Here is a 24238-nt window from a genome sequence, read left to right on the forward strand (position 1 = left end):
CGATCAGGTCTTCGGATCAGGTCTTCGGGCTTCTTGTAGTTGGCCAACAGGCTGCTAAGCAGCTCGTCGGGCACGTCGTGCTTGCGTGGACTCATGGTGTCTCCGGGTCAGGTGGCAGTGTCCTGCCAAAGGCCCGTTTACACAAAATCTAGGACACGCCCTCCTAGTCGGACCACGAGAACCTGTCAGCGGTAATGCGACCGCAGGCAACACGGCACCTATCCGCGTACATATTTGGTACGCAGTAAGTCGTTGACTTTTTGAGGATGACGAGCCGAGAATGAGCTGCCGGCGCTTGTCATCGGCAACTCTGGGAGGCCTCGCGCTCGTCCGCGGGGCTTTCCTTTTTCTCAGCCCAAGTAATTCCTTACTCGCTCATGGCTGAGTCCCCCTTTGTGGTCGCAAAGTTTGGTTTCTCTCGGGCGCTTAGCCACGCAACCACAGTCTCAGTCGCTGCGAACCATCCGCGGCGCCCGGGAATCTTGAACATGGAAATTGCGAGGCGGCCGTCTCGTCGCGCCTGACGCAAGGCGTCTGAAGTCCGAAACCCCATGGCCTTGGCTGTAGCTGCCGCATCCAATAGCGGCCCGTATTCCAGAAATAACCAGTGGGTCTTCTGTTGCGAAGGGCCAGTCATGGTTACCTCGGTGTAACCGGGTCTAACCGAATTCTTTTGACCCTACACCCGCGGAAATGGCGCGTCAACTAGCTGATTTTATTGATAAATATATATGCGATGCGACTTTAGTTAGAGAATCGGATTGCAGCCGTTTGGGTCACGGGGATGGGCACACCCAGGCGCGCAATTCGACTGCACTCTCAGGTTGCGCGATGAGTACGTTCTGATAGCGACGCGTACTGCGGAAGCGATGCGTCGTGGGAAGAAATTTGCGCACTGATCCAAAATTAGGCTGTCCCATTGAACGTGGTCAGGGTTTCGAAGTAGTGCGAGATCGAACCCAGGGGCGGTTGGCCACGTTATCAAATGCGCGGATTGACTCGGTGGGTTGTGCGGCGTTGGCACCATGCCTGCGAAGAACCGCCTGAGCTAAAGGCGGAAGATCAGGAGAGCCAGCGGGGTCGCTCGACTCTTCCGCGAACAACGCCTATGAATAGGTGCCGGCCTGTGATTGGCGAAGTAATCGAATCAAGAGCGCGAACCCATCATCCGTTTCCAGATGCTGCGCAGGAGTCCTGCCGCCTAACGCAGGGACGGATTGATGTAGCCAATTGTCGACCCAGGCGGCGGCATCGAAACCATGAGGATCGCCGCTCTCGTTCACGATTGCTTCGACCTCGGTAACCAACTTGTCTCTGCGGGACTTTTCTTTGCCTGACAACATGATGAAAGAGCTGGATTTCTACAAATCAGGGATGGTCTACGCGAGCCAAACGCTGAAGCTGATCTTCCAGAGAAAGGCGCGCTGAGGGCTCACTCAGGCCGAGTAGGGGATCGCACGCAACGAGATGCGATCGCTTCTCACATGGCCAGTCATTGACATCGTCATCCAGCGCGAGCCAATCGACGGGTTTCCTGCACGCAACATCACGAGCGATCTGGTCATAGCGACTTGCCTCGTGAGTCCACCAAGAGACAAATTCAAGGTCTCGTGCGAATGCGCTGTGCCAAGTAGCACCGATGACGCGTTCGCGTAGCCCCAAAGGCAATCTTTCACGTGACAGGTCAAAGCCCTTCACGCGAACCCAACTGGTCGATAGGACAATCTGCGCATGTGGATAGGGGTTGAGTGCAGCTTCGAGCCGGTCTACATATTCAAAAAGCACGCCCATGCCGCGTAATACAGGGCGGTTTTTGCGATCCAAATAGACGTCGTAATGGTGTAAGACACCATCGAAGTCCAAATAGAGAATGGGTTCCTCTATGGATGCGGCTAGGCAGTTGCACATGGTCTACAGCCCCCATAGCGATAGGTAGGCAGCGCGCAGCGCTAGGGCATCAGCGAGAGCATGATGCCGTTTTGGCTTCAGGTCTGAGTGCTCTTCCCACCAGCGCTTGAGTGCGGCAGCAACATCGGTGAGCAGCAGCCATTGAATGCCCTCACTACCAGCCAGATCCTCCTGATCCAAATGCTGTTCGAGGACACGTTCACAAAGAACCCGGTCCGCTACGTAGTCATAGCAAATCAGTGGCCGGTCAAACGTCGCGAGAAATGCGCGGAGGCGGTAAGACATCATGGATGCTGCCATCGCTGTCTCGCCACCGTCCAGTAGCGGGTAGACGACGGCCCGAACCCATGGCGTCGGATCAGGCGGCAGCGGATCAAGCTCAGCATAGAAGATTCGCTTCCCGTCAATTGAGGCTATCCCGATGGATACGAGATCCTGCGCCATGACATCCGCCCATTCGCAGTCTAGGAATAGATAATCCGGTCGAGCATTCTTGGCGTTCACGGCGTTCACGGCGTTCACGGCGTTCACGGCGTTCGCCACAGTTGGGCAACGGACATATGCGCTGAGCTGCGAATTTCGGCCACGTGAGTACATGCCCAAATCGGGCCAGACCAGAATTAAGTCAGCGAAAAATCAGGCACCTTGTGGTGCCCCCGGCAGGACTCGAACCTGCATGGGTGGCTTATCTGGCCACAGCCTTCATCCGGATATAAGCCGGACGCCTAACCTCTCGGCCACGGGGGCGAACAACACAAGAGCTGAGCTCAATTGCGAGTTCGCGATATTCGTTCGTGATGGAACGGTGGGCGGGACATGGTCCAATCGTATCAGGTCTGAAAGACAGTTGGGTGCATGTTTGTGGGATCGATCTGGTGCCAGCGATACCGCGTCAGCCTCAGCTGGAAACGCCAGTCTGTCGCACGGAAGCATCACGCCAAATGGACAGAGCGTCAGCATGTGCTGGGCTAAACAAGACCAAGCCGGGCGGCCCGATGGCGAAATTCTCTTCCCGGGCGTTTTGCGACGTGGCTGCGATGGACTAAGTTTGGAAGAGGCGCACGATGCAGATTTACGATATCCACGACGCCCAGGCCCAGCTTTCGCGACTGGTCGATCAGGCTGCGAAGGGCGAGTCATTCGCGATCGCCAAGGCTGGCAAACCGGTGGTCAAGGTCATTGCACTGAACGCACCAGAGTCACTGCAGGCCAAGCGGTTTGGTTTTATGGCTGGGCAGGTCCGCGTGCCGGATGACTTCGACGTGATGAGCTCTGCGGGCATCGAAAAAATGTTTGGCGGTAACCCTTGAAGCTCCTGCAGGATAGCCCGGTCGAGTCAGGCGGGCGTATGGTTGGCGCCTTCACGATTGGCACTGTGTGGTTGCATGCCGAGCATCGGGCTGGAGCGTATGAGACCGCATCTATTTCTTGACACTGAGTGGGCGAACGACGTCACGCGCGAGCTCGTGAGCTTGGCCATCACGAACTCTGATGGAACGCTCAGGTTCTATGCGGAGCGCGATCCATTGCCATCCGTTCCATCGAGTTTCGTCGCCAAGGTGGTTTATCCCCTACTTGCACGTGGACCAGCCGCTTTGGCGGATGCCGAATTCGGTATTGCTCTTCGAGCCTACCTTGGTCGATTCGATGCCCCTGTCGTTCTCTTTGATGCGCCGCTCGACCGTACGCAGCTTATGCGTGCACTGAGCGGTTTTGGTCGGCTTGAGGGTGAGGTACCCGCCATTGATACGAAGCTAATTACGTGCGGCGACGTATTAGATCGCCTGGAAGCTTATTTTCGTGCCTGTCCTGATGCGCACACACGACGCCACCATGCAGCTGTCGATGCAGAGGCATTGAGGTGGGCATTCATGGAAGGCCGACGCAAGATTTAAGGCCGTTCGTAGCCATATCCTGCATTTGCACAAAGATGCTGTTTGAAATGTAAGCCTATGACTACTCGGTCTGAATTGAATGATTCATTGCACGCCACACTACACGTCAACCCACTCGCACTCCGAGATACATCCGGCCCCCGCCTTGACACCTAAACGTATGAACAACGCGTGTTGGTAGCCAAGCTCCCGGCGATACGCCTGCAACTTGAGGATGTCCTTGCCTTTGGTCTCACGGTTTGAGTCCTTCTTGAGCTCAATAGCGAGGATGTTGGTCGCAGTCTGTCGCAAGTGCACGATGATGTCCGGATACACTTCCTCCGGCTTTCCACTCCATGCCACCTTCTTTGGTGCATCCCCCATGCGGTTGTACTCGACATCTATGTGCATGTCCGGGAAGTGTGGCTGTAGGTACTGAGCGATCTTCGCCGCTGCGGATTCTTCCGATGCGTTCGCCTCAAGTAGTTGAATATCTTTCTCGAAAAGCTCAGCCACTGCATGAAGAACCGCGGTACCTACTTCAGACGCGCGATATTCGGAAAGTATCTTGATGTAATCCATTGCAGCTCCTGATGCCTGATTCAATTGCCAGATAACGCTGACGCCACCGCAGTAGGTGCGGCGGGAGAGTCCGCAGGGCGAGGCCAATTTAGCAATGCTGCTTTGAAGAGGCTTTGCGAGCGTCGAGCAATTGCAGATTCATCCCAGGTGGAGATTCCTGAATGTTGGAAATAGGTGTTCAGCAGGAGTGCGCTTTGGCCCAACCTTGAACGCTTACCCTGAATATGCGCACCCTTCTCATCTTCTGAGTCACTGAAGGGTCCATTGCTTACGGAGCTGTTCAGTGGTTGCGTAAGCAGGGTCAGATTTCCGAAGCTATGGATTGCAGTTCCTCGGAGCTGGCGCTGAACTTCGGTCATGTCTGTCATCTGGTATGACGAAAGCTTCTCCCAGCTTTGTGGCATCACGTGCTCGACGGTTAGGTCAGCTTGGACCGGAACATGATTACTGCCCTGCATGGTGCCGCGGGCGACATATTCCAGTGCGCGTAAGATGCCGCAGGTCTTGGCAGGACGAAGTTCGGTATAAGCCGCGCGATGCTGCCACTTGTCTCTGAACGTAGAGTCATCTGGCCACACCTCGCTCGGGGCAGTAGCTTCCAAGAGGACTTTACGTAGTTCCAAATGGGGCGCCCCCTCTGAATTCGTCACCGCTTGGAGCACGCGCATGAAGAAGCGGTTATAGCTCTTGGTGGTCAGTGCGCATACGGCACGTCGCGTCAAGTACGACGCCAAATCGCCAAGGGCCTGCCGCAATTCGCTGCTGTCGCTGCCCAGGCGCTCGCGCAACGCCAAGTACACCGGCGTAACGGTACCGACGTCCAGCGATTTAACAAGGCGGGCGAACTCAGCCAAATATCCGGTACTCTCTGGTGAAACTAGCTCTCTGAAGTGCTGGCTGGATCCAACGATTCGTGCAAGCTCATCTTCTAGATTGCGTGGCTGCTTCTGCCACCAGGATTTGAATGATTGAAATACGTGGCTGGCCAGGGTGATTTCCTGGCTTCGTAGGACGGTGTAGTTGTAGAAAAATAGATCGATGCGTGGATAGGTCAGGCGGCCTTGTCGCTCCTTCTCACGCCAGTAGGCGTTCGCCGAGACTCCCTTCCCGGCCGTGGCAACAAGATCGAATTGACTCCAATACTTCGCATAGAGCTCTTGCACGTGTTCCCCACGGCGAGCGGCCTCAAGGAAGACAAAGTTGCGGACCAGATCCGAAGCAAGTAGCGGCTCGCCACGTGCATTGAGAGTTTCGAAGATGACCTGCGGATCATCCTCCGCCTCAAGCGTTAAAGTCATGATCTGTACGTGATCGGAAAGCGCCATGTACAGCGCCTCGGCACGACTTGGGTCCAGGGGTCTGCTTGGAATCAAAGGGTCAACGTCGTTGCTGCGGCGGATTTCGGCGATGAGCAAATCTGCTTGAGTACCGTCCGTTGAAGGGCCAACCGTCTCGGTGAGATCAAGGCCACGCATGTACCCAAGGCACGCGTGATAGAGATACAAAAAGGTCTGCACCATCAAGGGGCGTTCGATCTTTTTGCGACCGTCGCGAGCCGGGTACGCCGCGCATAAATCTTGGACGCTCGTCGTTGAGTCACTCAGTCGCTGCATTTCGTCCTGACCAGCCTGTGTCGGCCAGACCTTAAAGTGGTCTTCCGAGCGCTGATAAGGGCCGGGATTCCGTATCAGGCCGCTTAGCATCTGAGGAATTGGGCTTTCGTCCAATTTGAGCGAAGCTTGACGAAAAGCGAGGAGTAGAAGTTGCAGAGTTGTGGATCGTTGCTGGCCGTCAATTACTTCAAAGGCTGGTACTCGGCCGAAGGTATTTGGCACGGGAGTCATAACGATGGAGCCCAGGAAGTGCTTCTGAAGCGGTTTAATTGCTGCAGTTACCCCCTTGGCGGCTAGCGCCTGTTGCTCCAGCAACGCGTCGGCCCGATCTTGGATGTCGGCCCAAAGGGGGCCGACCTGCTTCTCCAGTGTCCAAACGTAGCCGCGCTGGAAAATCGGAATTTGATACTGGTGTGGTGTGCTGAATAGGCCGGTCACGGTGGTCTTGCTGGGTTGCATACAGAAATCCTTCTCTAGATTTTGTCAGATCACCCTGCTTCAGCCGCGGACCAGTCGCAGAATGGACGATGGGGGCGAAGTCGCACCAACTCGGCTCCTCGTTCAGATCATATCCACAGCAAAGAGTAATGCGGCACGGTGCATGGACAACGACGTTGCGGCCGAATGGTCGTGATGGCGCCTAGTCGAGCGACAGAGTCCTGGCTGGGCTGTCGCCGTGGAACTGGATCGCCGGGCCGGGGTGCGGTTGAGGTCGCCGAGCGCACTGATGAATTGGCGGCCGACGCCTCAGAAATTAGCCAGGCGGCCTGGGGAGAACGAAGGGCTTGGTCGGCCTCTGTCGAGAGGGGGCTAGTGGATGCCAAGGAACTATTAACTAGGGCGCTTTTATAGCCAACCATCAGCACACGCCGTAGCGTGGCCAGTATGGCCTGCAGTTAGGGAACGTTGGCCGGCCTTTGCGACGGAGTTCCGAGCCCTTAAGATGTGTCCATGAGCCGCCCTGAGACTGGCACAATCGAGCCCGCCGTCCTCCGCCTCCACGTGGAAGGCGTGGAAGAGCTTGACGGTAATGTTCGCTTAGCGGTGTTCATCGACAAACTGGCTGCGTTGAAAGCGGCTCTTGCAGAAACCGATCATTTACGGTCCAAAGATGGATCCGCATCGGTTGATTTCGTTGTCTCCGAACTTAGTCACAACAGCCCTGCAATGGTTGGCGTCACTGCGGTGGCAATCAACGAAGTTGGAAACCCCCGCGCTGTGATAGGCGATTTTCTGACTTTCCTGGGACAGGTTGGAAACCGAACGGTAGAAGCAGCTTCCGAGCGGGCCAAGCTTGTGGGCCACTTGCGAAAGCTCGTTGCGGGGGTTGGTGAGCGTTTTTCTCGCCTCTGGTTGGATGGGCCGAGCGTCACACCGATTCACCTTGATGCCGCTATCGCACATGCACTGGAGGCAGCGCTTCCCGACGTTAGACACGAGTTCGGAACCATCAAAGGTGTTGTCAAACGTTACTCCGGTGTAGGCAAGCAGCCGTATTTCAAGATCGTTCCACCGGTTGGTGGTGTTGAGATCAAATGCGTCTTTCCACCTAGCCTACTTGTAGATGCAGCTGCGTCCGTTGAGCACAATGCAACCATTGATGGGGATCTGAAATATTACGAAGATGACCTTTGGCCGCACGAGGTCCATGTTCGTGGAATCGACATCCATCCAAACGATGATGGCTTGCCGCTCCTTTCGGATCTTCAAGGTAGCGTGTCGAATGCCACGGGCGAGTTGAGTGCCGCGGAGTTCGTAAGGGAGCTGCGGAATGAGTGGTAAGCCGGTTGTGTATTGGGACAGCTCGGCCTTTCTTGCATTGATCAAGGAAGAAAAGACTCACGGCGACAGTGTCTATGAGGCATTGGCGTCGCAAGCTGGGGCCTTCGATAGGGGTGAGATCATCTTGGCTACATCGACGGTAGGGGTTGCAGAGGTTTTATCTGCAAACCTTCCGGATGGTTCGCGCGAACAATTTGAAAGGATTCTCCGGCGAAGCAACTTCCAGCCCATCACCATGAGTGAAACCGTCGCACGCCAAGCCGCGCGACTCAGAGGTCACTGTTATGGGAAGGAAAGGAACGGTACAGGCGAGCCTTACATCCTGAGTACACCTGATGCTATCCACGTCGTTTCCGCCATGCTGATCAAGGCCGATGTTGTTGTCACCCTGGATTCCGACAACAAGACGGTCAAGGCAGATCGCCGAGAGATGGCCATGACGAAAGTGGCCAGTCATTACCCGGTCCCAGACTTGCACCCTGTCCCCATTCAGCGCCCTGCACTTGGACTTCCCGGTACCGGGTTGAACGTCTAGTGCAAATTGGCTTGTGGCCTGCCGAAACATCCACAGGCTTTTCGAGGCGAAGTTGCACCCGAGGAAGTTGCCAAATCCTGGCAGGGCAAATTGCCCATTGCAGGCCACTTCCCGCGGCCTGAGGCGGGGCTACAAACTGGGTAGCCCTTGAAAATACTGGCGACTAGGCGCCAGAACTGCCCAAAATATGAAAATTCTGCACTATTCTTCCCAGGTCAATACCTGGGCGCATTGTCATGCCTTCAAGACCTAACGAAAGCGAGATCCTAACCATCAAGCAGGTTGCTGCCTATTTGCAGGTCACCGAGCGAACAATCTATCGGCTTGCTGGCGGGAAGGAGATTCCTGCATTCAAAGTCGGCGGTACGTGGCGATTTTCGCGCCAAGACATCGATGGCTGGATTAAGAAACAAACGGTGGCAAGGCCAGATAGCGACACAAGGACCTCATCGAATAACAGGGGAAAGAAGTAATGCTCGGACTGACTCTACGTGAAGAGTTTCGTGGCAAGCGTCTCAAGGGCACTGCCATCGAACTGTCCAATGATTCCAATACTGGCGCGACACAGGTAGCGGCCAAACAATTCTTGGACATCACCTATCCGACGCACGATCTACTCAAAGGTATCGAAGCGGTCGGACCGGGACAGGGGCGTCCCGTCGTCGTGATTGGTGAGCGCGGTCTCGGCAAATCGCATTTGATGGCCGCTCTGTACCACGCAGTAACTGACCCGTCATCGACCAGCTCGTGGCTCAATGCATGGGCGACCACGTTGGGCGATGCCAACGTCGGCAAAATCGCCCTGCGCGACGGGATGCACGTCATCGGCGAAAGCCTGCATCGCCACCGCTACAAGTTCCTGTGGGATGTGCTGTTCGAGAACCATCCGCACGGCACCTTCATCAAGGGCAAGTGGGAGGGCCAAGGCGCTTCCAAGACCGAAATCCCGTCAGACAAGCTCATCATCGAACTGCTAGAGAACAAGCCGACGATGCTGCTGCTGGACGAGTTCCAGACGTGGTACGACGGTCTTACCAACACCAAGCAGTACCCGTGGAAGAACTGGGCGTTCAACTTCATCCAGATTCTTTCGGAGATCGCCAAAGAGCGCCCCGACCTACTGGTGCTTGTGATCTCGGTGCGCAACGGCGGCAGCGACGCCTATCAGCAGGTGCACCGCGTCAACCCGATCGCCATCGACTTCAAGGCGGGCGGCAGCGCCGAGCGCATCCAGCAGGATCGACGCCGGATGCTGCTGCACCGCCTGTTCGACAACCGCTTGCAGATCGCCAACGGCACCATCGAATCGCTGGTTGCACAGCACGTGGCGGAATCCTTCCGCCTGCTCGATGTGCCGTCCGCCGAGCAGGAGCGCAAGCGCCGTGAATTCACCGAATCGTGGCCCTACGCGCCGCACCTGCTGCGTCTGCTCGAAGAACAGGTGCTAATCGCCACCGACGCGCAGGAAACGCGCGACCTGATCCGCATCCTCGCCAACCTCTACAAGAGCCGCGGCGAGGCCGTGCCGGTGCTCACCGCCGCCGACTTCCGCCTGGACGATGACACCTCGGGCATAGGCGCACTGCTCGAAGCCGTTGCCAACCAACACCACCGCACACTGCGCGAGAAGGCGCAGCAGAACATCATCTCGGTGCAGGAGGCGCGGCACGACCACGCTAGCATCGCACCACATCTGCAGGAAATCATCGGCGCGCTCTGGTTGCGCTCGATTGCCGTCGGCAACCTCGCCGGGGCCGAGCCCGCCACGCTGCAACTAGACATTACCCGTGGCAAGCCGGTGGACGACAACGCCTTCCAGGTCGAGCTGGCGACCATCGTCGAGAACAGCTTCAACATCCATCAGGAAGGCACCAAGCTGCTGTTCCGCGAGGAAGAGAACCCGCGCGCCAAGCTCATGGCCTACGCCCGCAACGACAAGCTATTCATCGACGGTTCCGACCAGGCGCAGCTAGCCAAGCAGGTGCGCTACGTCATCGGCGGCACGGACGAAGTCGCTAAGACCTTCCGCGTGATAGCCCTCCCGAAGTCGTGGGTCAATGATCCATGGACTGCGCTCGATGACGCCGAGCAGCCCGACAAGTGGGATGACCGCCTTCCTATTCTCGTGCTGCCCGAGGAGGCCGACAAGCTCGACTCCACGCTGGGCCGCTGGCTCAAAGACCAGTTACAAAAGCGCCGCAACACCGTGCGCTTCCTGCTGCCGCGCGCGGGCAGTACGAACTCCTTCATGGATCGCGACCTGCTCATCCTCGCCCGCGCCGAAATGAAGGCGCAGGAATGGGGCGGCCAAAATCCCGAGTACAAGAAACTGCACAAGGAGTTCGAGAGCACCTTGCGCGACAACTTGAAAAAGCGCTTCGACCGATTCGCTGTGCTGCAACGCTGGAACTTCGCCGACCCGGCGCAGTGCAAGTTTAGCGTCGAGCGTCTCGACAAGCAGGGTTCGCAGATTCCCGAAGCCATCGAGGAAGCGCTGACCGGCGACCTGTTCGTGCCGGAAGACTTCGAGGAATTGGTGCTCGAATACGCCAGCAATAACGAGTCGGTCGGCAAGCTGCTGCGCGAGCTGCAAGAGCCGCGCCCTGCCGGGCAGGACTGCATTCCGTGGCTGGGTGAAACGGCGATGAAAGAACGCCTGCTGCGCCTGTGCGCCAAGGGCAAGGTCGCCATCAACGTGCGCGGCATGGAGTACCTGCAAACGAACCCAGGAGAGGACGAGGACACCGCGTGGCGGCGTCTGCGCCCCAAGCTCTCGCTCACGGGCCGCCACCTCGACGACGTGTTCGTGATGTTGCCCTCGGCCGTGCCAGCAACCGGAGGCTCGATGCCGTCCGCGCCGTCACCGGGTGACGCTGCCCCGACGGCAGGCGAGCCTGAACCCGCACCGGGCGGTTCGCCCGCACTCACGCCGGAGCCCACACCGGGCAGCATCTTCGGCGGCGACGGGGGCACCGCCAAGCCGCGCATGCCACTCTCGAACCCGGCCACGTCGCCGCTCAACCTGATCGGCAAGATTGAGGGTTGGGGCATCGGCCCGGCCACCAAGGTCGCGGAGGTGTCCATCAAGGTGTCCACCGCCCAAGGCTCACAAATCACCGGCGCGCAGCTCAAGGAACTGCTCAAGAAGCTGCCCGAAGGTATGAGCTTCGAGCTGAACCTAGAGAAGGAGAACGACTGATGGCACTGACCGCCAGTGCCTTGCGGGCCCTGACCCAAGGCTCCGACGCCGATGCTTGGCGCGCCATCGTTGAACAAGCCGTCGAGATCGCCAGAAAGCCGCTGGCCGCGGGCAATGCGCCCCCCGAGGTCGTCCGACGCGATCGCGAGATCGGCGTACTTGATCTGTTCCTCTCCTCCTGCGGCTGGGACTTGTGGCAAGCTTTCGGCGACAACGTGGAGCGCACCTCGGATCGCCTGCAGCGTTGGTGGGCCGAGCCCTTCAACGCCAAGGCGGTGCTGATCCTCGACGGCCTATCCCTGCGCGAGCTGCCGTGGTTGTTGCAGGGCGCGCAGGAGCGCGGCTTCACCACGCACGAGGTCGCTGCCTGCGCCTCCGAGCTGCCCGGCGAAACCGATGAATTTGCCCGCGCGCTCGGCTTTTCCAGCCGCAGCAAACTCCAGAGCAACGGTGGCGGCCTCGCGCACAAGCTGCAAGCGGCCAATACCGAAACCGTGGATTTGCCGTGGAAGGACTGCCAAGCCTTGATTGGCAGCGCGCCGAACCAGATCTTCTGGCACCACTGGCCCGACGCCAAGCTGCACGACATTGCAGGTCAAGGCCAAGGGCTGGAGCCGCTCACCAAGGACGTGGCCGAGCAGTTGTCCGGCGATGACTTTTGGGCCTTCGTCGAGCGCCTCGCCACCGGGCGACGGTTGGTCATCACCTCCGATCACGGCTACGCAGCCACCGGCTACTTCCCCGACGCCGATTCCGAGGTCGGCCAGTTCCTCAAGCATACGTTTGGCAGTTCGCGCGGCAAGAAGGGAACCGGTGATACCGGTCCCTTCTTGCCGCCCGTGGCATTGCAGATCAACGGCCCTCACGGCGCGCACCTGTTGGCCCTGGGCCGCAGGAAGTGGCGCAGTCAAGGCGGCTACCCGACGCTCACGCATGGCGGCTTGTCGCTGCTGGAAGTGCTGTCGCCCTTCGTCGAGCTGACCAAGTAAGGATTGCGGCTGATGGCCACCAAGAAAGAACTACTCCAACAAGAAGTCGCCAAAGCTGTCGGCGCAGGTAAGGCGGTCGCACTCGAAACGGTCGATTTCAACGACCCGAATCGCTCCAGGACCTGCCTGGAGGTGGACTTCCCGATCCTGCCGGTCAATCAGGTGGCGATCATCGAAGGTAACGCGGGCAAGCCGATCTACCAGATGTCGAAGTGGTGGGCGCGGCGACGTTCCAGTGTGTTCCGCTCGATGTTGATCGCGGCGGCCACTAAAGCGCCGGAAGACCCGTCGCACGCGGCCAAGCTGGTGTGGGACAACTACTACGCCAACCACCAGAAGAAAGGCGCGTTCAAGCAGCTGAAGGTGGCGGACATCTTCATGGGCGGCGGCACCACGCTGGTGGAAGGCTCGCGCCTCGGGATGCAGATGGTCGGCAACGACCTCAACCCAGTCGCGTGGTTCGTGGTCAAGCAGGAACTGGCGAATGTCGATCTGGAGCAAGTGAAGAAGCTGCTCGCCGACATCGAGGCCGAGGTCAAGCCGCAGATCATGCCGTACTACTTCTGCGAGGGTCCCCAGGGTGAGAAGGGCAAGTGGACGCATCTGCCCAGCAGCAAGGCGATGCCTGCTGACTTCGACCCGTTCGCCATCCCGCGCAGCGAGCGCAAGGACTACCGCTACGAAGGCCCGGAAATCATCTACACCTTCTGGGCCAAGCACGGCCCGTGTCAGGTGACGGGCTGCGGCCACCGCACGCCAATCATGACCAGCCCGGTGATGGCTGTGAAGACGCTCAGCGTCAAGCACTGGGCACACACTTGCGGCAAATGCGGCGAGACCTTCCATGTGGAGGAAGAAGCCGCGCGCATGGCGCCCGATGCGCCATTCTACGTCGCGCCCACCGAATTGCCGTACTCCGTGCTCGACCGCAAAAAGGGCGTGATCTGCCCGCACTGCGGCCACACCGCGATGGTGAATCTGGGCAAGGGCAAGAACAAGAAGGTGGAGCTGAGCCTGCTGGTGCATCCGCAATGGCTGGCGGGCGAGGCGAAGCAGGATGCAAACGGCCAGCCCTACGGCGGTTCGGCGCAGGACGAGGTGGTGGCGACCATGCGATGGGATGCCGCACGTGCGGGGAAGATTCGCCTGCTGGAAGTGCGCGGCTTGTTGCCAGATGAAGTGACCGACCAAGAGACGGGCATCACGTTTGCACCCACGAAAGGCACGGTGCCGAAGTCTGCCAATTTTGCGTGTGCGGCTTGCGGCACTGTGCAGCCCATCGTTAGTTCGATTGAGGCGACGAAGAAGACCGCGCCAACGAGCATTTACGCAGTGCAGGGTTACGCGCCCAAGCGTGATGCAGCAGGCAAGCCCTACGGCGGCCGCTTCTTTTCTGCGGCGGATGGCGCTTTCGCCAAGCAATACGACGCGGCCTTCAAAGAATGGGAGCTGCGAAAGGACACCGACCTAAAGGACTACTGGCCCCGCAGCGCCATCCCGTTCGGGCACATGACCCACCAGCGTCAACCGTTGCCGCGGCACGGATACCTGAACTGGGCGGACATGTTCAATCCGCGCCAATTGCTCGTTCACGCGCAGCTTCTGAAGGCTATCGCGAATGTTGGAAACTACGACTTGGAAGTGCGTGAGTACGTTCTGGGTGGCTTTCAGCAGTACCTAAACCTGAATAACAGCTTCTGCCATTGGGACGCGCAGAGGGATACAACTTCGCAGCTATTTGCGAACAATAACTTCCATCCAAAATCAACAGTGGTCGAGAACAACGTTTTCGCCGGTCTTGGCAGAGGAAATTGGCGAGCTTGCACCAATAACGCGATAGAAGGACGCGAATGGGCGGTTGCACCGTGGGATGCGGTCAGCCTTGAAACGCTCAAGCGACAGGACGCGGCTTTGGCTGCGCGATTCACCGGCAAGAGCGAAAAGGCCTATCCGGGCGATCCCGTCGGCGAAGTCGGCGTGTACCAAGGCTCGTCCACCGACCTCACGCACGTGCCCACGGCAAGCCTCGATCTGGTCATCACCGATCCGCCCTTTGGCGATCTGTTGCACTACTCGGAGTTGGCCGACTTCTTCTACGTATGGTTGCGCCTCGCGCTGAAGGACGAATACCCCGACTACTTCCGAGCTGACTACACGCCAAAGTCGCTGGAAGCAGTTGCCAATCGTGCGCGCGAGCCGGATGACCCGGATGGCTTCTATCAGCGTCTGCTCACGCAGTGCTGGCGCGAGGCGCACCGCGCACTCAAGCTCGGCGGCATCCTGGCCTTCACCTTCCACCATAGCGAGGACGAGCCGTGGGTGGCGGTGTTGGAGTCGCTGTTCGATGCGGGCTACTACCTCGAGGCGACCTACCCCATCCGTTCCGACGAAACCAAGGGGGAAGGCGAATTCGGTTCCAAGACCATCGAGTACGACATCATCCACGTTTGCCGTAAGCGCACCGAAGAACCGAAGCCGGTGAGCTGGGGCCGTATGCGCCGCGAGGTGATGGCCGACGTGCGCCAGTTGCAGGCCATGCTGGAGAACCACGCCAAGGAAGGTCTGCCCGCCGCCGACATCCAGGTGATCCGGCGCGGCAAGGCACTGGAATACTTCTCGCGCCACTACGGCAAGGTGTATGTCGACGAAGGCCGCACCATCTCCGTGCGCGACGCTCTGGTGGGTATCAATCAGCTCATCGACGAGGATGCTGACAAGGGCAAGGAAGCGCCGCCGGTCAACGCCGAGCCGATCACGCGCCAGTTTCTGCGCACCTTCGGCAGCGCGCCTGAACTGAAACGCGACCAGTTGCAGAAGTTCCTCAAGGGCTCGATCACCACGCCGGACGAGTTCGTTCAGCGCGGCTGGTGCGCGGAGAAAAGCAAGGTGTTCACCCGCACCGATGCGCTGGAGTTCGCGCGCGAGTGGTCGGGCAGACACCGGCGTCGCCTGACCTCCGATCTGGATCAATCGCTGGTTTTGATCGGCGCCTGCTTCGACGGCAGCGGCATCAATGCCTCGGAGACGCTCAGGAATGACAACTTCAGGCCACACGTCGCGCTGAAGCCGCTGTTGGAATGGTTCCACCGCAACGGCCCGGATCAGGCCACCCGCAACGCGGCTTCGCGTGCGGTGTCGATCTTCACCACCTGGCAAGCCAGCCAAGCACCTCAGCCCGCGCAGGGTTCCTTGTTCGATGACGATGGGGAGTACGAACGATGAGACCTTTGCGCGACACGGTGTGGCAGCGGCGCGGCACCAGTTGGGTATGGGACGAAGAAGCCCGCAACCAGATCTGCGCGGCCGGCGAAGTATGGAGTCTGCGCGAGTTCCTGCGCGCGAAAGGAAACTGGCCGGACGACCTGCCAAGCAATGGCGGCAAGACGCTGGTGGTGGCCGGGCTGGATGGCAGCCTCGATCTGCTGACGCCGACGGATGCCGAAGCTTGGCTGGGTGAGGTGATCAAGCCCGCCATCCTGTCCTTTCAGGACGAGTATGAAGGCGAGGCGGCGCTTGCGTTCTGGCTGCCCGGTGGTCACAACCGCATCAGGGCGCACGCGGCCACCGATGAGGTGGGCTGGCTGTGCCACGCGCCCCATGGGCACCAGATCGACCTCGGTCGCATCCTGTGGGGCCAAGCCAACGAGTACCCGCAGGAGATTCTGCTGAGCGATGGGGGTAGGCCCGCTGGCCTGTTCCACCTGCGGATTACTTGAGGGCGACGCGTGACGGCAGAGATTCAGTTCCAACCCGGTGAACGCATCACCCATCACGAGTATGGCCAGGGTGTCGTCCTCGACCCGGCGCGTGACGGCTATTTGCGCGCGTTCTTTGGCGTCGGCGAACGCCGGGTGCCGGTGGCGTCGCTGCGGCGCGAACTCACGCGCACCGAGCGCATCCTGCGCGCCGTGGATGGTGGCGCAGAGCGGTCGCGCAAGGCATGGCTGTCTTACGAGGCGCACGCGTTGCCGATGATGGAAAGCGCCTCGGCGCTGACCTCGGCCAAGATCGACCTGTTACCCCATCAGGTGGTGCTGACGCACCGCATTGCCACCGCATCGCCCCGGCGCTATCTGATTGCCGACGAGGTGGGCTTGGGTAAGACCATCGAAACCGCGCTGATTTTGCGAGAGCTGGCCAGCCGGGGTGAATTGACCCGCGCCCTGATGGTGGTGCCTGCGGGCCTCGTGAACAACTGGCACCGCGAGCTGAACGAAGTGTTCAACCTCGACTTCGAGGTGTTCGGCTCCGAAGGTGACATCACCGACCGCAAGACCAATGCCTTCGCCAAGCACGACCGGCTGATCGCCAGCATCGACACCCTGAAGCGGCCCGCGCGCATCAAGCGCCTGCTGGACGCGCCCCGCTGGGATCTGGTGGTGTTCGACGAAGCGCATCACCTCACAGCCTACAAGTCAGGCGGCAAGGTCAGAAAAACCGAGAACTACAAGCTGGCCGAGGCACTGAAAGATCACTCGCGGGACCTCGTGCTGCTGTCGGCCACGCCGCACCAGGGCAATCACTTCCAGTTCTGGATGCTAGCGCAACTGCTGAATCCGACGCTGTTTCGCAGCCCCGAGGAGATGGTGGAGGAGCGGCACCGGCTCAACACAGTGATGTTCCGCCGTACCAAGGCTGACGCCTGCCAGCCCGATGGCTCCCCGCTGTTCGCGCGGCGCTGGGTTCACACCGAATCCTTCGTAATGAACCAGGCGGAGCGGCTGTTCTACGAGAAGTTGCGCGAGTACCTGGAGGACGGATTTGACCTTGCGCGCCGCCGAGGCAATCAAGGGCGTGCGCTGGGCTTCCTTATGGCGATCTTCCAGAAAATCGCGGCATCGAGCTTTGCTGCCGTACGCCGCACACTCAAGCGCCGCCTGTTGATGCTGACGCTGCACGAGGCGTTTCTGCGCGACAAGGAACTGGACATAGAAGGCCGCGAGCGTCTGACCGAGGAGGCGCGCGAGCTGATCCACGTGGAGTTCGGACTGCCGCGCGACAGCATCGGACGAAGCGAGGTAGATCGCGTGCTTGCTGATCTGAAGTACCGTATGGTGAAGAAGCTGGACGAAGAGGCGCTGGAGATGGCCTCCGACCCCTACGGTAGCGAGTATTCGGCCACGCACGCGGAAGAAGCCGCGTCGGCGGTGGTGAACCTGCATCTGCCCGAAGAGCGCCTGCGCATCGGGGACCTGCTGCGCGTGTTCCCGGCAGAGCGCGAGACCAAGATGCAAAAGCTGCTCGATGGCTTGGGCACGCTGTGGCGACAGAACCCCAACGAGAAGATCGTGATCTTCGCCACCTACCTCGGTACGGTGGACATGATCGCCCGCGAGATCGAGCAGACGTTCCCCGGTCAGGGCGTCGCCGTGCTGCGCGGCGGCGACCACGGCGCGAAGGTAGCGGCGGAGCGGCGCTTCCGCCAGAAGGACGGCCCGCGTGTGCTGGTCTGCACTGCGGCGGGACGCGAAGGCATCAACCTGCAGTTTGCGCGCGTCTTGTTCAATTTCGACTTGCCGTGGAATCCGATGGACATGGAGCAGCGCATCGGGCGCATCCATCGCTACGGCCAGAGCCATACCGCGCAGGTCTACAACCTCGTGCTGTCCGACACCATCGAAGGCCGCATCTTCCTGCTGCTCGACGAGAAGCTCATCGAGATCGCCCGCACCGTCGGTAAGGTGGATGAACAAGGCAATGTGGCCGAAGACTTGCGTGCGCAGATTCTTGGGCAATTGTCCGAGCGATTGAACTACGACCGGCTGTATCAGGAGGCGCTGTCCGACCCGGAGCTGAAACGCACGCAGGTGGAGCTGGAAGCTGCGCTGTCGAACTCCCGCGAAGCGCGGCAGGTGGTGTTTGACCTGTTCCAAGATCTCGACGGCTTCAGCTTGGACGACTACAAGCCCTTCTCGGACGTGACCTCCAGTTTGGATCGGCTTGTGCGTTTCCTTTCGGCGGCGGTCGCGGATCGCCACCAGAAACTAGTGAAGGTGGACGATGCCACCTACGATATTGTCACTGACGATGGCACTCGCCGCACCCGCTTCACCTTGAGTCGCGAAGCGGCGACAAATCAGGAAGAGCTGCAACTGATGGGCTTGGATCACCCGCTGGTGCAGGAAGAACTCGGACGTTGGCGTACCTTGGCACCGGAGGAAGTAGGTATTGCTGTGTCGGGTGACATGGACGAGCCGGTACTGCTGTCGCTGTGGATGGTAGAGGCGTATGTCGGTAACGGTGAGCGCCGTGTGGTAGTTCAGCCCATCGCCGTCAAGCAGGACGGCACGCGCGTTCCAGTGGTCGAGCGCCTATGCGAAAAGTATCTTCAGGCTGCCCCCGCCACACCGACGCTCCGAGCGGAGCAACGAAGCGATTTATTCGTCCGCGCTGTCGAGCCGACATTGCAACGGGAGCTGAAGCACAAAGGTACTGCGAACGGCGACGGAAGCTACTCGGCGGAGCTAATTGGATACGTTGAGATTTCATAGGGTCAAGACATAGCATGCCGTTGTGAAAGCATTCTGATGAAACTGGCAGACACTAACCGTTGCCGTCCATTGGTTTTATTTGGTTGCGTAACGTGGGAAAGGTGGCGTGCGCTGTCGTTGGTCCGCCAGGCTCAGTACCGCCTTGGTGCGCAAAGGATTGGTCAATGTGGTGTTCGTGAGTGAATCCATTCTTGAACTATCGGTTTGGTCCCTGGACGCCACATGGAGCCGAGCTCGCGGAGCGTTGGATCGTGTGCATCGCGCGGCGAACTATCTCAAGTCGAGTAGCCCATGAAGATATTTCGCTCCGATCCATCGGCAAGGCGTATGCGATAGATCATCGACGATCGGGTTAGGCGGTCCAAAACTTTGACTTGGCCAAGGCGCGGCAACCGGATCGTCGCACCAACGAGCGGGTCCCTAAGAGCGGGTGAAGCGCTGATGGGTTTCAATTCGCGTGCTTCCACTTGAGCGCGACAGTAGGCCCAATCAATGGGGTCCGGTGTCGGGATGTAGCCCGATCTCCAGCGCTTTTCCTTGCGTCGTGCTTCCTCCTCCAGTTCGCTTACCAGCCGATCTCGGGAGGCGCGCCACAACCGCGCCGCCCCAGGCAGCCAGATCCACTTCCGTGGGGCGCCTTCAAGCACCCATCGCTTAAAAGCTGCGGGATCCGCGACTACGGAATCCTTTGTTGACGACAGGTCGATCTCGAGCATGCGCGCATCGAGACGGCGTACGGTCAAAGCCTTCGCGTCATCCACCGCATGGGTTACTAGGACCTCCACCAGCAACTCGCCATCCGAATCCTCCATGACAACGTCTGGGCGGATACCGGCTCGTGGTAGCTCGGATTGGGCATCCCAGATATGTGTGACCCTGGCTGGCCAATGCACGCTCTCTCCCAAGTGGAGCAGTCCAGCGGCATCGGTCGCCTCCGGCGGGTTAGGCATCCCCTCAGCGCCAGTCCACCGAGGCAAATTCAACCTCGAAGCTCGGGTCAGTATCTGCTTGGCATAAAGATGGACCGCTGTCTCTGCGCAAGACTCGTTCGGAACGCTACCGTAGTGTGCGAAGTGGGGTTGGCGGCGCCCGGCGCCATGCTTTGCTACCAGGGGCGCACCGCAGCCGGGGCAGAGGCAATGGCATGCCAGGCCACGCGGCACATCCATCGCGGCGTACATCCGGCTGTCCCTCAGCCCAAATGGGACGCCGGCGTCATGCGCCAGGCCCCTGGCCGATCGCTGCCTCAGTTCGTTTGCCATGTTCCCTTCCCGTGTTATCAATGCTCAACACACTGGATTGGACCTGGCTGAGGAAACATGGACATAGGGGCGCAATCAGGATTGCCGACGGTTTCGGCGCTCCACTACTTCGGCAAGTGGCTAGAAGAAGAGACCCCCAGTGGAAAAATCCGCCAGGTCCTCAGGGCCTTTGCTGACCTAACGCTCCGCGCGCTCGAGAACGGCAGCGAGCCGCCTGCCGCCGAGGTTGCCCAGCTTTGGCACCTCCACCGGGAGCGCACCGGTGGCGCCGTCGCCGATGAGCCCATCACCGGCAAGTGGCTGCCGGCCGCTCAGGTCGAGCTCTGGTGGAAAACCCGTGAAAACAGTCGCCGACAGTTTCTTCTCGCGGCCGGCTGCGAGATTGATGTCCATTTGCGCATCCAGCGTGGTGGCGGCCGTGGCAATGCGACGACCTATCAGTTTGAGTTCGTGCCGGCGGCGCCCTTTGCCGCGGACCAACCCGTCGAGGTATCCGGTAGTTCCGATGGGATCAACCGGCTGGTCTACAGCCATGAGCCTGCCCGGGCCAACTTGATTCTGGGCGCCCTGCTTGACCGCCCGTTCAACGTCCGGTCCTGGAGGGGGCTCTTCCTCATGGTGATCGTGGCCTTGCCGCCATTCGTGGCCATGATGTGTGCAATAACCCTCGCGGCCTCCTTGGTGTACCGAATCGGCATCTCCCCAGGCTTCATTAGCGCCAGCGCAGCGATTGGCTTCTTGGGTGCCTCGCTGACCTGGACCTTCAAGCCACTGTGGCAACTCCCCGAACTCCAGGTGACGACCGCCCCTTCGGGCCTGCTCGCCTTCAACCAGTTCCATGGGCAGTTCAGGCTGAGTCGGGACCATGAGAGCAAAAGAAGGGGACGGTTTAGCCTCGTGCGCTTCTACAGCACATGTCCCATCTGCGCGGGTACCATCGATGTTCGGGACGGTGGCAAGGCCTTTCCAGGCAGGCTAGTTGGCGCTTGCTCGGACAGCCCTCGGGAGCACATATACAGTTTTGATGCTGTCACCCTGACCGGGCGTCTCCTAGTTGACCGTTAGAGGTTCAAGTCCGCGCTGCGCGTCGACCTCGCGCTGGCTTCGCGCAGCGTTTGTGCAGTGGCGGACACCTGCGGAGTGGTCATGTACGAAGATATAGAGTTTAGCCGCAGAGACCTGTTTCACATGGTCTGGGCTCAGCCGGTCCTTGCGATCGCGAAAGAGATTGGCATTTCCGATGTCGCCTTGAGCAAGGCGTGCAGAAAGGCGGGCATACCATTGCCCGGACGAGGATATTGGGCTTCGGTGAAGGGCGGGAGGCGGGTGTCCGAACCAAAACTTCCTGGGTTGAAGCCCGGCCAGGCGGACCTGGTGCGATTCCGAGTACTGCAGAATCCGCCCAATCGTGTCTTGTGGGATGCGCCGCAGCCAGTTGCACCCATCGCAGTGCCTGAAAAGCTTCAAAAGCCTCACCGACTTGTGGCCGAGCTTCAAGCCGCTGCGAAAGAGGCAAGGGAAGATAAAGGGGTATTGGTCCTCAACTACGCGAAGGTTCTTCGCGTAAGAACGTCAGCCCGATGCTTGCCGCGCTCGGCCAGACTCCTAGACGCTCTACTGAAGCAATTTGAGTCGCGCGGCTATTCATTTCGCATCGGTGACAGATACGTAGAGACCGAAGTAGTTTTGAACGAAGGGGCCATACCCTTCCGTCTAGATGAACAGACCAAGCAGACACCCCCACCAGAGCCCGCGCCTGCGAGGCGAAAGGGGACGCCCGCATATGAACCATGGCGACCAGCCTACGTCCTAAAGGGAACAGGCAACTTCACTCTGGAATTCGGCAAATACAGCCTGCAGGGATGTCGCCGCACATGGAAGGATCGACCTGGCCTACCGCTGGAAGCGCAGCTTCATGAAGTAATGGAGGCCATTCCCACCTGGGAGGCAACCTTAAGGCATGCTCGGCTTGAAAGAGAGGAGGAAGAGGCGCGTTCTGCTGAGGCGGAAAAACGAAGGGTAAATAAAGCCCGTGCTGAAGAAGTACTTCGTCGCCAAAGGGCTCTGTTCGTTGAGAACGTGAGATCTTGGGAACGAGCAGAGCGACTACGGCGTTTCGTCGCCGCTGTCGTGTCTTCGACAGGGCCTACAGAAGAAGTGATGACTTGGATGGCGTGGGCCAACGCTCAGATCAAAGCGCTAGATCCTCTCGAGAGAAGCCTAAAGGACGTGCTCAATCTCGCGGTTGAACTTGAGGACTACTATTCGGGACCGTCCCCCTGGGAGAAACCAAACAAGGACTGGTGGGGTTGAGCCTTTAATCGTTGGGGCGTGGCTCGCGAGATTCTACAAATGACTTTCCAGCCAATTCTCGGGTCGCTCAGTCGTTGGCGGCAGATTTGGCGATTATGGCCCGTGTACTGTCGGGGCCGAGATCTCGCTTACAGTCTTGCAAGCACCAAAGGCCGCTGATTCTCCGCTTGTCGCCAGGCCCTGCCTTTAGCAAGCGGGCTTTGACACTTCGATTGAATTCTTCGAAGAGCTTAGTCAGGTCAAGATCAATATTTAGCATCAGCTGATCATCAGTGCAGAATGAATAGGTATTTCCCCATCCACGAATCTTGTTGCTGGCATCGACGAGCGCCTCTGCATACGTGGAGCCCGTTCGGATCGCGAAAATCGGATCCCTCATTGCAACAAGGGCCGAAGAGTAGATCTCCTTCACGTCCCGAATTAGCTTATCTTTTGACTTCTTCGCAGGACGCACACGGTCGCGCCGCACATCGCAACCTAAAAACTGGAAGCCGCTTGACGTTGGACCATGATCTGCCTTCGTTCGCTCGGTTTCGTCTGAAGACTCCGGATCGTACGCAGACAGTCCGAGTTTGCGGAGTATTGTGAGCCCACTCTTGAATGCCTTGAATGTCGCTTTGCGATCGGATCCAAAAATGATGAAGTCGTCGATATAGCGGATGCATACGATCCCGCGATCGTTCATTGCGCGATCGAAGTCCTTCAGCAAATAGTTGCACAACATCGGAGACAGGCAGGATCCTTGCGCTACACCGCCATCAGCGAGAGGAAAGAGCCGAACATCCTCGCCAAATTTGGCGATGTCCCGAAGTTCTGTATCAGTCGCTTGCTTCAACAGGTCGTTGAATCGTTCGTCGGCAATTTTCGCCTGAATTAGCCTTACGGCCGTGTCGCGTGGAACGTCGACAAAAAACGACTTGATATCCGTTCGAATGAAATAGCCGGAATGCTGTGCGACCTCGAGAGCTTTCGCTATCGCACCAGGTACCCCAAAGGTCGGGCCTTCGACTCCACCGAAGTTGAAGCCGGACTTCAAATCACGGGAAATGGCGGGCGTGGCTTGTACCACATCTAGGATTGCCCGCTGAACAATACGACTGGGAATGGGCGCGACGACCACGGGACGACTTCCGCCGCTCTTCTTCTTCAGCAGCAGCCCTTTCGCAGGGGCAAAGACGAACTTTCCTTCGCGAAGTTGTCTTGCAATGCGCTGTATGTTGCGAGGAAGTCCTTGATCAAATTTCTTTACCTCCTCCCTCGTTTCATGGGAGGAGGAAGACAAACCGTTTGCCCGCACGACTGACCAGGCCGCATATAGGGCCCTTTCAGTGCGGACGGTGTCGTACTCGCCTTTCTTCTTTGTCATCTGTTTGGTGGGTCTCACTGGCGAACTTCACCCGACCGTCTCAGAGATCTATCCCGCAGGCTCGACTATGTGTCGGACCTGACCAGCCGACGGGCAAACCCGGCGAATGGCGTCATCGCCGACAGGTGCGGCGCCGCAAACCGGCCCACGCCCCGCGACAACCAAGAGCAGAACAACGGCCCGCAAGAGGGCGTGTGCAGAATTTTGTGTAACCGGGGTTTGGGTTACCGCTGAGGAAGTCGTTCCTCGAACTGAATCGTAAAGCGGTTCAATGCAGCCTTCCAGTCGCGGATCGGCAGCGTCCATTTCTTGCTGATGTTGCGC

19 protein-coding genes and 1 tRNA gene are annotated in these 24238 nt (G+C 59.1%); 12 read left to right on the forward strand and 8 right to left on the reverse strand.

Translation table 11 applies throughout. The features are described from left to right. Positions 1–1106: 1106 nt before the first annotated feature. The 4 genes from AB4Y82_RS20505 to AB4Y82_RS20520 all read right to left on the reverse strand — a co-directional run bounded on the left by AB4Y82_RS20505 (position 1107) and on the right by AB4Y82_RS20520 (position 2655). Entirely contained in the window at positions 1107–1343 is a 237-nt protein-coding gene (locus AB4Y82_RS20505; RefSeq protein ID WP_441611609.1) for an antitoxin Xre/MbcA/ParS toxin-binding domain-containing protein, read from the reverse strand. Positions 1344–1368: 25 nt separating this feature from the next. Next, on the reverse strand, positions 1369–1908 hold the full coding sequence (locus AB4Y82_RS20510; RefSeq protein ID WP_441611610.1) for an HAD domain-containing protein: 540 nt from the start codon (positions 1906–1908) through the stop codon (positions 1369–1371). A gap of 3 nt (positions 1909–1911) precedes the next feature. Beyond that, positions 1912–2439: a hypothetical protein gene (locus AB4Y82_RS20515; RefSeq protein ID WP_441611612.1), complete on the reverse strand. Its 528-nt coding sequence runs from the start codon at positions 2437–2439 to the stop codon at positions 1912–1914. A 117-nt stretch (positions 2440–2556) separates the two neighbouring features. Further along, positions 2557–2655: transfer RNA gene (locus AB4Y82_RS20520), tRNA-Ile, on the reverse strand. 317 nt (positions 2656–2972) lie between these two features. Between AB4Y82_RS20520 and AB4Y82_RS20525 the strand changes: the two genes are divergently transcribed. Then, positions 2973–3218 carry a type II toxin-antitoxin system Phd/YefM family antitoxin gene (locus AB4Y82_RS20525; protein ID WP_441611614.1) on the forward strand — a complete coding sequence of 82 codons (246 nt, stop codon included), beginning with the start codon at positions 2973–2975 and terminating at the stop codon, positions 3216–3218. Between the two features lie 156 nt (positions 3219–3374). Next, positions 3375–3803 (forward strand): hypothetical protein, encoded by a 429-nt coding sequence (locus AB4Y82_RS20530; protein ID WP_441611616.1) that lies wholly within the window; start codon positions 3375–3377, stop codon positions 3801–3803. Positions 3804–3902: 99 nt separating this feature from the next. On the opposite strand, the gene AB4Y82_RS20535 is transcribed toward AB4Y82_RS20530, so the two are convergent. Next, positions 3903–4364, reverse strand: coding sequence for a hypothetical protein (locus AB4Y82_RS20535; RefSeq protein ID WP_441611618.1), 462 nt, complete (start codon positions 4362–4364; stop codon positions 3903–3905). A gap of 20 nt (positions 4365–4384) precedes the next feature. Continuing rightward, entirely contained in the window at positions 4385–6436 is a 2052-nt protein-coding gene (locus AB4Y82_RS20540; RefSeq protein ID WP_441611620.1) for a DUF262 domain-containing protein, read from the reverse strand. 552 nt (positions 6437–6988) lie between these two features. Between AB4Y82_RS20540 and AB4Y82_RS20545 the strand changes: the two genes are divergently transcribed. From AB4Y82_RS20545 to AB4Y82_RS20580, 8 genes are all read left to right on the forward strand, one after another. Further along, positions 6989–7759, forward strand: a complete 771-nt coding sequence (locus AB4Y82_RS20545) for a hypothetical protein (RefSeq protein ID WP_441611622.1) — start codon at positions 6989–6991, stop codon at positions 7757–7759. Then, positions 7749–8294: a type II toxin-antitoxin system VapC family toxin gene (locus tag AB4Y82_RS20550; protein WP_441611624.1), complete on the forward strand. Its 546-nt coding sequence runs from the start codon at positions 7749–7751 to the stop codon at positions 8292–8294. The genes AB4Y82_RS20545 and AB4Y82_RS20550 overlap by 11 nt, the downstream gene beginning before the upstream one ends. A gap of 236 nt (positions 8295–8530) precedes the next feature. Next, positions 8531–8767 (forward strand): helix-turn-helix domain-containing protein, encoded by a 237-nt coding sequence (locus tag AB4Y82_RS20555; protein WP_441611626.1) that lies wholly within the window; start codon positions 8531–8533, stop codon positions 8765–8767. Beyond that, entirely contained in the window at positions 8767–11493 is a 2727-nt protein-coding gene (locus AB4Y82_RS20560) for a DUF499 domain-containing protein (RefSeq protein WP_441611628.1), read from the forward strand. Before AB4Y82_RS20555 ends, AB4Y82_RS20560 begins: the two co-directional genes overlap by 1 nt. Continuing rightward, positions 11493–12482, forward strand: a complete 990-nt coding sequence (locus AB4Y82_RS20565) for a hypothetical protein (protein WP_441611630.1) — start codon at positions 11493–11495, stop codon at positions 12480–12482. The genes AB4Y82_RS20560 and AB4Y82_RS20565 overlap by 1 nt, the downstream gene beginning before the upstream one ends. 378 nt (positions 12483–12860) lie before the next feature. Continuing rightward, positions 12861–15704 carry a DUF1156 domain-containing protein gene (locus AB4Y82_RS20570; RefSeq protein WP_441611632.1) on the forward strand — a complete coding sequence of 948 codons (2844 nt, stop codon included), beginning with the start codon at positions 12861–12863 and terminating at the stop codon, positions 15702–15704. Continuing rightward, positions 15701–16198 carry a hypothetical protein gene (locus AB4Y82_RS20575; protein ID WP_441611634.1) on the forward strand — a complete coding sequence of 166 codons (498 nt, stop codon included), beginning with the start codon at positions 15701–15703 and terminating at the stop codon, positions 16196–16198. Before AB4Y82_RS20570 ends, AB4Y82_RS20575 begins: the two co-directional genes overlap by 4 nt. A 9-nt stretch (positions 16199–16207) precedes the next feature. After that, positions 16208–18973 carry a DEAD/DEAH box helicase gene (locus AB4Y82_RS20580; protein WP_441611636.1) on the forward strand — a complete coding sequence of 922 codons (2766 nt, stop codon included), beginning with the start codon at positions 16208–16210 and terminating at the stop codon, positions 18971–18973. Between the two features lie 275 nt (positions 18974–19248). Here the strand turns inward: AB4Y82_RS20580 and AB4Y82_RS20585 are convergent, their stop codons facing one another. Then, entirely contained in the window at positions 19249–19785 is a 537-nt protein-coding gene (locus AB4Y82_RS20585) for a hypothetical protein (protein WP_441611637.1), read from the reverse strand. Between the two features lie 507 nt (positions 19786–20292). Between AB4Y82_RS20585 and AB4Y82_RS20590 the strand changes: the two genes are divergently transcribed. Together AB4Y82_RS20590 and AB4Y82_RS20595 are read left to right on the forward strand one after the other, a co-directional pair. After that, the gene (locus AB4Y82_RS20590) at positions 20293–21300 is read left to right on the forward strand and encodes a hypothetical protein (RefSeq protein ID WP_441611639.1); all 1008 of its coding nucleotides are present in this window, start codon (positions 20293–20295) and stop codon (positions 21298–21300) included. An 81-nt stretch (positions 21301–21381) separates the two neighbouring features. Next, on the forward strand, positions 21382–22548 hold the full coding sequence (locus AB4Y82_RS20595; protein WP_441611641.1) for a hypothetical protein: 1167 nt from the start codon (positions 21382–21384) through the stop codon (positions 22546–22548). A 67-nt stretch (positions 22549–22615) separates the two neighbouring features. Here the strand turns inward: AB4Y82_RS20595 and AB4Y82_RS20600 are convergent, their stop codons facing one another. After that, positions 22616–23914 carry a reverse transcriptase domain-containing protein gene (locus tag AB4Y82_RS20600; RefSeq protein ID WP_441611643.1) on the reverse strand — a complete coding sequence of 433 codons (1299 nt, stop codon included), beginning with the start codon at positions 23912–23914 and terminating at the stop codon, positions 22616–22618. Positions 23915–24238: the final 324 nt, after the last annotated feature.

The organism is Dyella sp. 2YAF14, assembly GCF_052114725.1.
GTDB lineage: Bacteria > Pseudomonadota > Gammaproteobacteria > Xanthomonadales > Rhodanobacteraceae > Dyella.